Below are 13,347 nucleotides of genomic sequence, written 5' to 3'. Positions count from 1 at the left end.
CTTCAGTACTGCACGCGGCGTTCGACGTAGCGGAACTGCACGACCGTCAGAACGATGACGATCAGCATCAGAATGACCGACTGCGCCGAGGAGGATCCGATGTTCAGGCCGATGAAGCCATCAGTATAGACCTTGTAGACCAGCGTGTTCGTCGACTGCGCCGGGCCACCCGACGTGGTGGCGTCGATGATGCCGAACGTGTCGAACATGGCGTAGTTGACGTTGATGATCAGCAGGAAGAAGGTCGTCGGCGACAACAGCGGAAAGACGATGGTCCAGAAGCGCTTGAAGGGACCTGCGCCATCGATGGCGGCCGCTTCCGTCAAGGAATGCGGCACGGACTGCAGGCCGGCCACGAAGAACAGGAAATTATAGGAAATCTGCTTCCAGGATGCGGCAATGACGATCAGCAGCATGGCTTGATCCCCGTTGACGCGATGGTTCCAGGCGACGCCCAGGCCGCGCAGGATGTAGGGGATGATGCCGATCGTGGGGTTGAACATGAACCACCACAGCACCCCGACGACGACCGGCGCGATGGCATAGGGCCAGACGAGGAGCGTCGTGTAGAAGCGGCCCGAGCGCAGGAGCCGGTTGACGCAGACCGCCAGAAGCAGCGACAGCCCCATCGACAGGATCGTCACCGAGATCGCGAAGACTGCCGTGTTCGTCAGCGAGTTGAGATAGCTCGCGTCCTGAAAGATGCGGCGGTAATTCTCAAACCAGACAAAGTCGGTCCTGAAGCCGAACGGGTCCTCGCGCTCGAACGACGATTTGACCGCCTGGAGGGCCGGCCAGATAAAGAAGACCAGGGTAATGACAAGTTGCGGCGCCAGCAGGAGATAGGGCAGCAATTTGTTTGGAAAGATGGTGCGCTTGGTCTGCATAGGATCCCACGCCGAACGAGGCGACCGCACGGTTCGGCGCGCGCCTGCAGGAGAAGAGAGGCCGGTGGAAATCTCCTCCGGCCTCCGCTTCGATTGAGCTTACTGGTTGGCGGCTTCGAAATCGCGCAGGATCTGGTTGCCCTGTGCGACAGCGTCGTCCAGCGCCTGCTTGGCGTCCTTCTGGCCGGCCAGAAGCGCTTCGAACTGCTCGTCGACGACGTTGCGAACCTGAGTCAGATTGCCGAAGCGGATGCCCTTGGAGTTTGCCGTGGGCGTGCCGCGGGTGATCTGCTGGATGGCGATGTCCGAGCCCGGGTTCTTCTCGTAATAGCCCTGTTCCTGGCCAAGCTCGTAAGCCGCGTTGGTGATCGGCAGGTAGCCGGTCGCCTGGTGCCAGTCAGCCTGGACCTGCGGCTGCGACAGGTAGGTGAAGAACTTGGCGACGCCCTGGTAGACCTCGTCGTCTTTACCCGAGAGGACCCAGAGGGTGGCGCCACCGATGATTGAATTCTTCGGCTCGGCGATCTCGTCTTCATAGTAGGGGAGCGGCGCGAAGCCGACCTGGAAGTCCTTGGAATTGGCGATGACGCCGGCGCGCGAGGCCGAGGAGTTCATGTAGATCGCGCATTCGCCGGAATAGAACTTGGCAGGCGCATCCGCTCCGCCAACCGGGCCGCCGTACTGGAAGATTCCGGCATCGGCCCAGGTCTTCAGATTGCTCCAATGCTTCGTCTGCACTTCGCCATTGAAGGTGAATTCGGTGCCAAGGCCGCCGAAACCGTTCTCCATGGTGCCGTAGGGCTGATCATGGATGGCCGAGAGGTTCTCGAGCTGCACCCAGGACACCCAACCGGTGGTGAAGCCGCACTTGGCTGCGCCGGAATCCATGATCTTCTTGGAGAATTCGGCAACTTCCGCCCAGGTCTTCGGAGCAGTTTCCGGATCGAGGCCAGCCTTCTGGAACACGTCCTTGTTGTAATACATGATCGGCGTGGACGAGTTGAACGGCAGCGACAGGATGTTACCTTCGGTGTCGGAGTAGTAGCCGGTCACCGGAGCAAGAAAGGCCGACGGATCCCAGGGTTCGTTGTTTTCGGTCATGAGTTCGTAGACCGGCTTGACGGCTCCCTTGGCCGCCATCATCGTGCCGGTGCCGACCTCGAAGACCTGTACAATTGCCGGCTGTTCGTTGGCGCGGAAGGCCGCGATTGCGCTCGTCAGCGTCTCGGCGTAGGTGCCCTTGTAGGTCGGGACGATCTTGTACTCGCTCTGGCTGTTGTTGAAGCCTTCCGCGATCGCTTCGAGCTTCTCGCCGAGCTGAGCGTCCATGGCATGCCACCAGCTGATCTCGGTTGCCGCCAGCGACGACGTGGCCGATAGAGTGACCGCCAAAGCGGCCATGGAGAACTTCTTGATCATGACTTGTCCCTTCCCTTGGGTTGATATGGTGAGCAAGCCAATAGGGCCGGTTTATGACAGCGCCTCAACGGTTTGATGACAGAACTGTCACAATCGAGCGCGGCTTAACGAACGTGCTCAAAACCGTTCAGAAGGCATCCGGGAAGTGCCGCGGCAGCCGTCCGGGCAGGACGGCGATCACGTCGTAGCGCTGGGAAAGGCGGGCGGCATCGGGACGCCGCGACAGCCAGATGTCGCTTGCGGCGCGAATGCGTTTCTGGGCGGTGGCGCTGACGGCATCGACTGCCTCCCGCTCCCCGACACGCGCCTTGACCTCAACGAAGACGGCGAGGTCACCCTTGCGGGCGATCAGGTCGATTTCGCCGGCCTTCGTCTTGTAGCGAAGTGCGAGGATCCGGTAGCCCTTTAGCAAAAGGAAGACTGCCGCCAGATACTCGGCGACGTGGCCGCGCCGTTCGGCGCTGCGTCGGCTGCGGTCAGTGACCACCCGCCTCCCCTTTCAGCGCCAGGAGCCGCTGGTAGAGGTCCTTCTTCGACAGGCCCGTCAGCCGCGCCCCTTCGGCCGCGGCCTGGGAGGTCGGCATGGAGCTTGCCAGCTCCTTCAACAGGATATCCACCTCGACCGCACCCGGCACATCGTCGAGGTCGGGTGGCGCAATCAGGAGCACGATCTCGCCCTTCACCGGCCGGTCATCGTAGTACTCGGCCAGTTCGCCGAGCGTCCCGCGCCGGAACTCCTCGAAGGTCTTGGTCAGTTCGCGGCAGACGACGGCCCTACGGGTGGGCCCTAGAACATCTGCGGCCGTCGCCAGGCTCGCGCCGATGCGGTGGGGCGATTCGAAGATGATCAGGGTCGCCGGGATCTTGGAGAGATCCGCCAGCCGGTCGCGCTTGCCCTTGTCCTTGACGGGAAGGAAGCCGGCAAAGAGGAAGGCATCCGACGGCATGCCCGATCCGACAAGCGCGGCGAGCGGTGCCGAGGCGCCGGGAATGGGGATAACACGATGCCCCGCCTCGATCGCCATCTGCCCCAGGCGATAGCCCGGATCGGAGACGAGCGGCGTTCCGGCATCCGAGACCAGCGCCACCGACCGGCCGCCCTCCAGCGCCGCCAGGAGCTTCGGGCCGGCTTCGTCGGCATTGTGTTCGTGATAGGCATAGGGGCGGTTGACGATGCCGTAGCGGTCCAGCAGCACGCGGGTCACGCGGGTATCCTCGCAGGCCAGCACATCGGCACCCGCCAACGTCTCAAGCGCCCGCAGGGTGATGTCGCCGAGGTTGCCGATCGGCGTCGCGACGAGATAAAGACCGGGCTCCAGCGGACGCGCCGGAATGGCCATATTGGCGACGCGGTAGCTGCGCGTCGTGGTTTTCTGGTCTTCGCTCAAGGGCATGCTCGGCAGAATGGAAGTGTCATGACCCTTTATGGGCAAGCCACGGCCCATGAGCAAGGGAAGCCGCCCGGTGTTTTCCCTGTGGATCGCTGTGGACCCTTGGAATTTGCGGGACAAGCCGTCCTCGTGGCTCTTGCTTTATGGGCAAATCTTCTGCCATTTTGCGCGTCCACATCTTCCGGCCCTCGGCCGGCAACTATACGGGCGCCAGCATCCCATGCGCGCCCCGGTCGAAAGCGGTTAGCGTCATGCGTATTACTCTTGAGCGGTCCAACCTCCTGAAGTCGCTGAACCACGTCCACCGCGTGGTGGAGCGGCGAAACACCATTCCGATCCTGTCGAACGTCCTGATGCGCGCCTCCGGCGCCGACCTGGAACTCAAGGCGACGGATCTGGATCTCGAGATCACCGAGGCGGTCGCCGCCATGGTGGAGCAGCCCGGCGCCACGACGGTGCCGGCCCATCTGCTCTACGAAATCGTGCGCAAGCTTCCCGATGGGTCGGAGGTCCTGCTCGCCACCAATCCCGACGGCGGCTCGATGACCGTGCAGTCGGGACGCTCGAAGTTCACGCTGCAGTGCCTGCCGGAAACGGATTTCCCGGACCTCACCGCCGGCAGCTTCACGCATACCTTCAAGCTGAAGGCGTCCGATCTGAAGATGCTGATCGACCGCACGCAGTTTGCGATTTCGACCGAGGAAACGCGCTACTACCTGAACGGCATCTTCTTCCACACGATCGAAGTGGGCAGCGACCTCAAACTGCGGGCCGTCGCCACCGATGGGCACCGTCTGGCGCGCGCCGACATCGATGCCCCGTCCGGCTCGGAAGGCATGCCCGGCATCATCATTCCGCGCAAGACGGTCGGCGAGCTGCAGAAGCTGGTCGACAGCCCCGAAACGATCGTGACCATCGAGGTCTCGGACGCCAAGATCCGCCTGACGATCGGCTCCGTCGTGATGACCTCAAAGCTGATCGACGGCACTTTTCCCGACTATCAGCGCGTCATTCCGACCAGCAACGACAAGGAAATGCGCGTCGATTGCCAGAGCTTCACCCGCGCCGTCGATCGCGTCTCGACGATTTCCTCGGAACGGGGCCGCGCCGTCAAGCTAGCGCTCTCCGATGGCCAGTTGACGCTGACGGTGAACAACCCGGATTCGGGCAGCGCCACGGAAGAGGTCGCGGTCGGCTACGACAATGACCCGCTGGAGATCGGCTTCAACGCCAAATATCTCCTGGACATCACCGCCCAGCTTTCTGGTGACGACGCCATCTTCATGCTGGCGGATGCCGGCTCACCGACGCTGGTGCGTGAACTGGCCGGTGACGACGCCTTGTACGTACTGATGCCGATGCGGGTCTAACTCAAGAAAAGCGGCCGGTTCTCCTGCCGCTTTTTTATTGCGGTTTTCTCGATGCGACATTTCGCCTTGTTTTTGCGCCATGGACTGCCCATAACTTTACAGACCGTGGGAGAGGAAGATGGAATTGCGCCTGAAAGAGCGGCTTGGCCGGAAGTTCGACGAGGAGATCCGCTTCTTCAAAGGCTGGATCGACGGCCCCAAGAGCGTCGGGGCGATCCTTCCCACCTCCTCCGTCACGGCGCGGCGGATGGCGAGCGTCATCAATCCTTCGTCGGGCCTTCCTGTCCTGGAGCTAGGACCGGGCACAGGCATCATCACGAAAGCCATCCTGGCGCGCGGCATCGCGCCGCAAAACCTCGCCTCCATCGAATTTTCCACCGACTTCTATCAGCACCTCAAGCGCACGCTGCCGGGCGTGAACTTCATCAATGGCGATGCCTTCGATCTCGACTCGACGCTCGGCGACTGGAGGGAACGCAAGTTCGATGCGGTGATCTCCGCCATCCCCTTGCTGAGTTTCCCGATGGAAAAGCGCATCGCCCTGCTGGAAGACCTGCTCGACCGCATGCCGCCTGGCCGTCCGGTGGTGCAGATCACCTATGGCGCCGTGTCGCCGATCGATGCGCGTCCGGACCGGTTCCAGATCAAGCACCTCGATTTCGTGGTCCGCAACATTCCCCCGGCACAACTCTGGACCTATAGCCGGGGCTGAGTGTCACCGTGTTCGGACTTTACATCACCCACCCCCAGGTCGTCATCGATCCAGACAGTCCAGTGCCTGACTGGGGTTTGTCGGATCTTGGCCGCCGGCGGACGCTGCAAGCGTCGCAGCAGCCCTGGGCGGCAATGGTGCAACGGCTCGTCTCCAGCACCGAGCGCAAGGCGATCGAGACCGCCGAGATCCTGACAACACTCTCCGGTCACGCCGTCGAAACCGCGATCGACATGCATGAGAACGATCGATCCGAGACTGGTTTCCTGCCGCCGCCGGAGTTCGAGAAGGCTGCCGACTGGTTCTTCGCGCATCCGGACGAAAGCTTCCGCGGCTGGGAACGGGCAGTCGACGCGCAGGCCCGGATCGTGCGTGCGGTCGAACTCATCCTTCACGATCACGACCCGACGATGCCGATCGCCTTCGTCGGCCACGGCGGGGTCGGAACGCTTCTGAAGTGCCACCTCGCGGGCCTGCCGATCGGGCGCAATCAGGACCAGCCGGCCGGCGGCGGCAACCTCTACGCCTTCTCTCTTGCAGACCGTGTCCTGGCATGCGACTGGACAAAAATGGAAGAGTGGAAGGGATTTGGACATGGACGCACGTGATCGCCTGATCGTTGGCCTCGACATTCCAACGGTGAGCGAGGCGCGGATAATCGTCTCCACGCTCGGCGACGATGTCTCCTTCTACAAGATCGGCTACCAGCTTGTCTTTGCCGGGGGGCTGGACTTCGCCCGCGAGCTGATCGACGAGGGCAAGAAGGTCTTCCTCGACATGAAGCTCCTCGACATCGACAATACGGTCGGCAAGGGTGTCGAGAACATCGCCAGGATGGGCGTCTCGATGCTGACGCTGCATGCGTATCCGAAGGCGATGCGCGCGGCCGTCGAGGCGGCAACGGGATCCGACCTTACCCTGCTCGGTGTGACCGTGCTGACATCCATGGACGACGCGGATCTGCGCGAGGCCGGCTACGACTGCGATCCGCGCAGCCTCGTACTGCGGCGCGCCGAACAGGCGCGACAAGCCGGCATGGGCGGCATCGTCTGCTCGGCCGAGGAGGCGGCGGCGGTCCGCCCGATCGTCGGACCGGACATGAACATCGTTACGCCCGGCATCCGCCCCACCGGATCGGACGCCGGTGACCAGAAGCGCGTGATGACCCCGGCTGACGCCCTGCGGGCCGGGTCCAGCCATCTCGTCGTCGGCCGGCCGGTCGTCAAGGCGCCGGACCCGAAGGCCGCTGCCCAGGCGATCCTCGCCGAGATGGCGGGCACGCTCTAACTACGAATTCGTTTCAGGAGGAGAACCACCATGCCGAAGGGTTACTGGATTGCGCGTGTCGATGTTCGCGATGCGGAACGCTACAAGGACTATGTCGCCACCGCAAAGCCCGCCTTCGAGCGGTTTGGGGCGAACTTCCTCGCCCGCGGCGGCCATTTCACAGAGCTGGAGGGACCAACGCGGGCACGCAATGTGGTGATCGAGTTTCCGTCGCTGCAGGCCGCCGTCGATTGCTACAATTCGCCCGAATACCAGGCGGCCGCGAAGATCCGCCAGGAAGTCGCCGACGCCGAGATGGTGGTCGTCGAGGGCGTCTGAACCAGCGGTCGGATGCGGCATCAGCACGGCTTCCAGTTCGCCTGTATTTCGTCTAAGAGACCGGTAACAATATCCATCCGAGCTCTTGGAGCAGCGCCATGACCGTATCCAACCTGCCACCCCTCGTCACCGTTTTCGGAGGCTCGGGCTTCGTCGGGAGACATGTGGTACGGACGCTGGTGAAGCGCGGCTACCGGGTACGCGTCGCCGTGCGCCGCCCGGACCTCGCGGGCTTTCTCCTGCCTTACGGCTCTGTCGGCCAGATCGCGCTGGTTCAGGCGAACCTGCGCTACCGCCAGTCGGTCGACCGCGCGGTAGAGGGCGCCTCGCATGTGGTCAACTGCGTCGGCATCCTGTTTGAAAGCGGCCGCAATTCCTTCGATTCCGTGCAGGATTTCGGTGGACGCGCCGTTGCGGAAGCAGCCCGTGCGGCAGGTGCGAAACTCGTGCACATCTCTGCCATCGGTGCCGACCTTGAATCCGCATCCAGCTATGCCCGCAGCAAGGGCCGCGCCGAAGCCGCCATTCTGTCGACTGCTCCCGGCTCCGTGATCCTGCGCCCCTCCATCGTGTTCGGCCCTGAGGACAGCTTCTTCAACAAGTTCGCTGCCATGGCGAAGATGTTTCCTGCCCTGCCGCTGATTGGCGGCGGCAAGACGAAATTCCAACCGGTCTACGTCGAGGACGTTGCGCAGGCGGTGGCACTGGGCGTCGACGGCACAATCCCCGGCGGCAAGATCTACGAACTGGGCGGCCCCGAAGTGCTGACGTTCCGCGAGTGCCTGGAACTCGTGCTTCGCACCATCCGCCGCCAGCGCCCGCTCGTCTCGCTGCCGTTCGGCGTTGCGTCCATGCTCGGCAGCGTCGCGTCGCTCATTCCGCTCATCACACCGCCGATCACCAGCGATCAGGTGGCTCTTCTCAGACACGACAACGTCGTTTCCGAGGACGCCATCCGTGAGGGACGCACCCTGGAAGGCATGGGCATTCGTCCGACACTTATGTCATCGGTGATCTCGTCCTACCTTGTGCAATATCGCCCTCAGGGCCAGTTCACGGACACTGGCAAGGCCGCCTGAGGATCAGGTCGCCGTCGGGTCCGTCATTCTGAACGAAGTCTGAAGCTGCTTCCTATGTGGCACAAAGGCCGCATCCGGAAACTGTCGTTCGTTAACTGGCAATTTAGCAAGTTCCGCTATTGAATCCATTGCCGTTGGCCCATAAACGCCTGCAGCGAACACCGCATTCTGACGTCATTGTCTCTCTCTGAAAGGCATACCTCCATGGGCAAGCCCATCGCACTGTTTTTTGCGTGTGCGGCACTTATGATCCTGGCCGGATCCTTCATCGCCCCGCCGACCGGCGCCGCCGGCAACAGCGGGTGCGCCCCGGCCTATGGCATCGATCCCTGCAGCACGGCGTCCATCACCACCGGTCCTGCGCACTAGTATCCCGCAACGTTAACAGCACCTTCGCCCGGGCCACGCTTAATTGAGGCGCAAGTGTGGCTTGCGTATTGATGTTAACCTTCTTTTCCGGAATACTCCTCCCTGGGAGAAGGGCAAAAGCCCGCCCACTTGGGAGGAGAAATCTATGGAAACGCCTAACAAGGCGCATACGCGCCGTTCATTCCTAAAAATCAGTGCAACCGCAGGCGGAGCAGCCGCTGCCGCAGGCACGCTTGCTGCGCCAGCCGTGCTGGCGCAGTCACCTGTGGTGATGAAGATGCAGACGTCGTGGCCTGCATCCGACATCTGGATGGACTTTGCCCGACAGTTCACGGAGCGCGTCGAAGCCATGTCGGGCGGGCGTCTGACGGTGGACCTTCTGCCGGCCGGCGCCGTGGTGGGCGCGTTCCAGGTCCTCGACGCCGTCAGCGACGGCGTCATCGACGCCGCACATTCTGTTCCTGTCTACTGGTACGGCAAGCACAAGGGCGCCTCGCTGTTCGGTACCGGTCCCGTCTTCGGCGGCTCGGCGACAACCATGCTCTCATGGTTCAATGCCGGCGGCGGCGCGGAATTCTATCGCGAGTTGCAGCAGGACATTCTGGGCCTCGAGGTGGTCGGCTTCCTCGGCTTCCCAATGTTCGCCCAGCCGTTCGGATGGTTCAAGAATGAGATCAACAGCGTCGAAGACATCAACGGATTGAAGTATCGCACCGTCGGGCTCGCCGCTGATCTTATGCAGGCCATGGGAATGTCCGTTGCCCAGTTGCCCGGTGGGGAAATCGTGCCGGCGATGGAAAGAGGCGTGATCGACGCCTTCGAGTTCAACAATCCGTCGTCCGACTTGCGCTTCGGCGCTCAGGATGTCGCCAAGAACTACTATCTTTCGTCCTATCACCAGGCCTCGGAATCCTTCGAGTTCCTGTTCAACCGCGGTTTCTACGAAGATCTCGCGCCGGACCTGCAGGCCATCGTCCGCTACGCCGTCGAGGCGGCATCCACGGCGAACACGGCATCGGCCATGGACAACTACTCGGCCGATCTTCGCAAGCTCGAGACCGATTCAGGCGTCACCGTCCACCGCACGCCGCAAGCCATCCTCGACGCCCAGATCCAGGCCTGGGACGGTCTGATCGTTGAGCTGGAGAAGGACGAGTTCATGAAGCGTGTCCTCGACAGCCAGCGCGCCTGGGTGGAACGGGTCACCTACTTCGAACTGATGGCGTCGCCCGACTATACGCTCGCCTACCAGCACTACTTCCCGGACAAGCTGAAGCTCTGAGTCGCACTTTCGATTGCATGTCTTGATCTCGGCAGGGGCCCCGCCCCTGCCGCATTTCCCTCAACCGAAAGACGCACGCATCGATGGTTGTATTCATTCGCTTTGCAGACGCGCTATCTGCTTGGTTCGGCAAGGCATTCGCCTGGCTGATCGTGCTGATGACCTTCGGCACCAGCTACGAGGTCTTCGTCCGTTACATCCTCGGACGCCCCACCCCTTGGGCGCTCGATGTGTCCTTCATCATGTACGGCACGCTCTTCATGATGGGCGGCGCCTATACGCTCTCGCGCGGCGGGCATGTGCGCGGTGACTTCCTCTACCGCCTCTGGAAGCCCCGGACCCAGGCCTCCGTGGACCTGGTCCTCTACCTCATCTTCTTCTTCCCGGGTGTCACTGCGCTCATCTTCGCCGGCTGGAAATATGCGTCCCGCTCCTGGGGCTACGGCGAAGTCAGCGTCAACAGTCCCGCCGGCATCCCGATCTATCAGTTCAAGATGGTGATCGTGGCCGCCGGCATCCTTTTGTTCATCCAGGGCATCGCCCAGGTATTCCGCTGCATCCGCTGCATCCGCGACAACGAGTGGATAGAAGCGGAGGCAGACGTCGAAGAAACGGAAACAATGTTGATCAAGGACAAGCGTATCGAGACCACAGGAGAGACGGCATGACCGACCCGCAAGTCGCCCTGTTCATGCTGGGTCTCTTCATCTTCATCGTCTTCCTCGGCTTTCCCATTGCCTTCACGCTGATGGCGATGGGCATCGGATTTGGCTATTATGCCTATTACGAGCCGAGCCGTATGTGGCGTTCCTTCAACCGGCTCGATGAAACGGCCGGCTGGTGGGACAGCACGACCCTCTGGCTCGAGGGCCTGTTCAACAACCGAGTCTTCGACCTTTTCATCAACCAGACCTATACGGTGATGGCCAACGACGTGCTGACGGCGGTGCCGCTGTTCCTGTTCATGGGCTATATCGTCGAACGCGCCAATATCGTCGATCGCTTGTTCGGCACGTTGAACATCGCGTCGAAGAACATTCCCGGCTCCATGGGCGTCGCTGCCCTGGTAACCTGCGCCCTGTTTGCCACGGCCACCGGCATCGTTGGTGCCGTCGTGACACTGATGGGGCTGCTCGCCCTGCCGGCCATGCTGAAGGCTCGCTACGACCACTCCTTCGCCACCGGCATCATCTGCGCCGGCGGCACGCTCGGCATTCTGATCCCGCCATCGATCATGCTGATCGTCTATGCCGCAGCATCCGGCACGTCGATCGTGCGGCTCTATTCCGCGGCCCTGCTGCCGGGACTGACGCTGGTCGGGCTGTATCTGGTCTATATCGTCGGGCGCTCCATCCTGCAGCCGAGCATTGCGCCGAAGCCGACGGCCGAAGAAGTCCCGGACGTACCGTTCCTGAAGCTGATGGGGATGATCGTTACATCCTTCCTGCCGCTCGCCATCCTGATCCTGGCGGTGCTGGGTTCGATCCTCTTCGGGCTGGCCACCCCGACGGAAGCAGCGGCGATCGGCGCGCTTGGCGGCATCATCCTGGCCGTGGCCTACCGCGCGATGACCTGGGAGCGCATGCGGCAGAGCGTCTATCTGACCGTCAGGACGACCGCCATGGTCTGCTGGCTCTTCGTCGGTTCCTACACCTTCTCCTCGGTCTTCTCCTATCTCGGTGGCGAGCACATCATATCGGAGTTCGTGCGCAGCCTCGACCTGACGCCTTTCCAGTTCCTGCTGCTGGCGCAGTTCATCATCTTCCTCCTGGGCTGGCCGCTGGAGTGGTCCGAGATCATCATCATCTTCGTGCCGATCTTCCTGCCGCTGCTGGATATGTTCGGGATTGACCCGCTGTTCTTCGGCATCCTGGTGGCGCTTAACCTGCAGACCTCCTTCCTGACGCCGCCGATGGCGATGTCGGCCTATTATCTGAAGGGGATAGCGCCGCCGGAGGTGCGGCTGACGCAGATCTTCTGGGGCGTGCTGCCCTTCGTGGGGATGGTCTTCATCTGCATGACGCTGATGTACATCTTCCCGCAGATCGTCTTCTATCTGCCGGAGTTGTTCTATGGCCGCTGACGCAACCACGAGAGGGGGCGAAGGGCTGCCGCCTCTTCCATCCATAGCTCGGTGCCCTGCCCGTGCCGGCATGACCGAAAGGACCGCCTGATGTCAGACCGCCTGCTTGCCCTTTTCGGATTTCTCGTGCTCTGCGGCTTCCTCGGGATTCTGGTGTGGGAAGTGCCGCGACTGGACTTGATGATCCTTACCGCCGCGACAGTCGCCTTGGCTGGCTACGATCTCTTCTTTTACCATGGTCGAAATGACCGAGGTTAAGCTGGATCACCCAAACAGCAGCAATCCGATGAGGCCGACCGTGCCGACGAAGATCCGCCACCAGGCGAAGAGCGCGTAGCCGCGACTGGAGATGAAGTCGAGAAGCGAGCGCACGACGAACAGCGCCGTCACGAAGGCAGCGATGAAGCCGACGACAATCACTGCGCCATCGTCGAAGCTGATCAACGCGCGGTTCTTGTAGAGATCGAGCGTGAAGGCGCCGAGCATGGTGGGCATGGCCAGGAAGAAGGAGAACTCCGCGGCCGACCGCTTGTCAGTGCCCATCAGCAGCGAACCGACGATGGTCGCCCCCGAGCGGGACGTGCCGGGCACCATGGCAAGACACTGGAAGAGGCCGATCTTGAAGGCGAGCGACAGCGGATAATCCATCACATCCGTGTATCGCGGCTGGAACGCCATCCGGTCGACGACCAGGAGAACGATGCCGCCGAGGATCAGCACGATGCAGATCAGCACCGGCGTCTCGAACAGGATCGCCTTGATGAAACCATGCGCCAGTGCACCGATGAGGGCCGCCGGCAGGAAGGCGATCAGCACCGTCAGCACGAAATGCCTGGCCCTGGCGCTGTTGGGAAGATTGACCGCGATGTCCAGCAGCCGGCGGAAATAGACCAGCAGGATCGCCATGATGGCCCCGAGCTGGATCAGGACCGCAAAGGTATTGCCGGGGGATTTGAAGCCGAGGAAATGCCCGGCGAGGAGAACATGTGCCGTCGAGGACACGGGTATGAACTCCGTCAGCCCCTCGATCAGTCCGAGAACGAGAGCACTGACGATGGAATCTTCCGGCATTCTTTACCCTTTTCTGAACGGTCTGCTGGCCGAAGAGCCGCAACCGGAATCGACGACTCGCTTCTCTTGCCTTGCCACG

15 protein-coding genes are annotated in these 13,347 nt (G+C 62.1%); 10 read left to right on the top strand and 5 right to left on the bottom strand.

Annotation, left to right across the window (positions count from 1 at the left end; genetic code table 11):
• Window positions 1–2: 2 nt before the first annotated feature.
• The 4 genes from ugpA to rsmI form a co-directional block, all read right to left on the bottom strand.
• Window positions 3–887 (bottom strand): ABC transporter permease, encoded by an 885-nt coding sequence (gene ugpA, locus M1E10_RS09880; protein WP_499176181.1) that lies wholly within the window; start codon window positions 885–887, stop codon window positions 3–5.
• Window positions 888–986: 99 nt separating this feature from the next.
• Window positions 987–2,306 (bottom strand): type 2 periplasmic-binding domain-containing protein, encoded by a 1,320-nt coding sequence (gene ugpB, locus M1E10_RS09875; RefSeq protein ID WP_499176180.1) that lies wholly within the window; start codon window positions 2,304–2,306, stop codon window positions 987–989.
• Window positions 2,307–2,433: 127 nt separating this feature from the next.
• The gene (locus M1E10_RS09870) at window positions 2,434–2,793 is read right to left on the bottom strand and encodes a YraN family protein (RefSeq protein WP_499176179.1); all 360 of its coding nucleotides are present in this window, start codon (window positions 2,791–2,793) and stop codon (window positions 2,434–2,436) included.
• Window positions 2,783–3,646, bottom strand: coding sequence for a 16S rRNA (cytidine(1402)-2'-O)-methyltransferase (gene rsmI / locus M1E10_RS09865; protein ID WP_499177137.1), 864 nt, complete (start codon window positions 3,644–3,646; stop codon window positions 2,783–2,785). The genes M1E10_RS09870 and rsmI overlap by 11 nt, the downstream gene beginning before the upstream one ends.
• 302 nt (window positions 3,647–3,948) lie before the next feature.
• Between rsmI and dnaN the strand changes: the two genes are divergently transcribed.
• From dnaN to M1E10_RS09815, 10 genes are all read left to right on the top strand, one after another.
• The gene (gene dnaN, locus M1E10_RS09860; RefSeq protein WP_499176178.1) at window positions 3,949–5,067 is read left to right on the top strand and encodes a DNA polymerase III subunit beta; all 1,119 of its coding nucleotides are present in this window, start codon (window positions 3,949–3,951) and stop codon (window positions 5,065–5,067) included.
• 118 nt (window positions 5,068–5,185) lie between these two features.
• Complete coding sequence (pmtA, locus tag M1E10_RS09855) at window positions 5,186–5,779, top strand: class I SAM-dependent methyltransferase (RefSeq protein ID WP_499176177.1); 594 nt, start codon at window positions 5,186–5,188, stop codon at window positions 5,777–5,779.
• A gap of 8 nt (window positions 5,780–5,787) precedes the next feature.
• The gene (locus tag M1E10_RS09850) at window positions 5,788–6,387 is read left to right on the top strand and encodes a histidine phosphatase family protein (protein ID WP_499176176.1); all 600 of its coding nucleotides are present in this window, start codon (window positions 5,788–5,790) and stop codon (window positions 6,385–6,387) included.
• Entirely contained in the window at window positions 6,374–7,066 is a 693-nt protein-coding gene (gene pyrF, locus M1E10_RS09845; RefSeq protein ID WP_499176175.1) for an orotidine 5'-phosphate decarboxylase, read from the top strand. Before M1E10_RS09850 ends, pyrF begins: the two co-directional genes overlap by 14 nt.
• A gap of 30 nt (window positions 7,067–7,096) precedes the next feature.
• Window positions 7,097–7,384 (top strand): DUF1330 domain-containing protein, encoded by a 288-nt coding sequence (locus M1E10_RS09840; protein WP_029621247.1) that lies wholly within the window; start codon window positions 7,097–7,099, stop codon window positions 7,382–7,384.
• A gap of 98 nt (window positions 7,385–7,482) precedes the next feature.
• A complete protein-coding gene (locus M1E10_RS09835) occupies window positions 7,483–8,463 on the top strand; it encodes a complex I NDUFA9 subunit family protein (protein ID WP_499176174.1) in 981 nt (326 codons plus the stop codon).
• Window positions 8,464–8,977: 514 nt separating this feature from the next.
• Entirely contained in the window at window positions 8,978–10,114 is a 1,137-nt protein-coding gene (locus M1E10_RS09830; RefSeq protein WP_499176173.1) for a TRAP transporter substrate-binding protein, read from the top strand.
• Window positions 10,115–10,197: 83 nt separating this feature from the next.
• A complete protein-coding gene (locus tag M1E10_RS09825; protein ID WP_499176172.1) occupies window positions 10,198–10,782 on the top strand; it encodes a TRAP transporter small permease subunit in 585 nt (194 codons plus the stop codon).
• Window positions 10,779–12,197: a TRAP transporter large permease gene (locus M1E10_RS09820; RefSeq protein WP_499176171.1), complete on the top strand. Its 1,419-nt coding sequence runs from the start codon at window positions 10,779–10,781 to the stop codon at window positions 12,195–12,197. The genes M1E10_RS09825 and M1E10_RS09820 overlap by 4 nt, the downstream gene beginning before the upstream one ends.
• Before the next feature lie 90 nt (window positions 12,198–12,287).
• A complete protein-coding gene (locus tag M1E10_RS09815) occupies window positions 12,288–12,455 on the top strand; it encodes a hypothetical protein (RefSeq protein WP_499176170.1) in 168 nt (55 codons plus the stop codon).
• A 6-nt stretch (window positions 12,456–12,461) separates the two neighbouring features.
• On the opposite strand, the gene M1E10_RS09810 is transcribed toward M1E10_RS09815, so the two are convergent.
• Window positions 12,462–13,268: an undecaprenyl-diphosphate phosphatase gene (locus M1E10_RS09810; RefSeq protein WP_499176169.1), complete on the bottom strand. Its 807-nt coding sequence runs from the start codon at window positions 13,266–13,268 to the stop codon at window positions 12,462–12,464.
• Window positions 13,269–13,347: the final 79 nt, after the last annotated feature.

The organism is Rhizobium sp. PK7-22, assembly GCF_056530405.1.
This window is presented reverse-complemented; position numbering and strand designations above follow the sequence as displayed.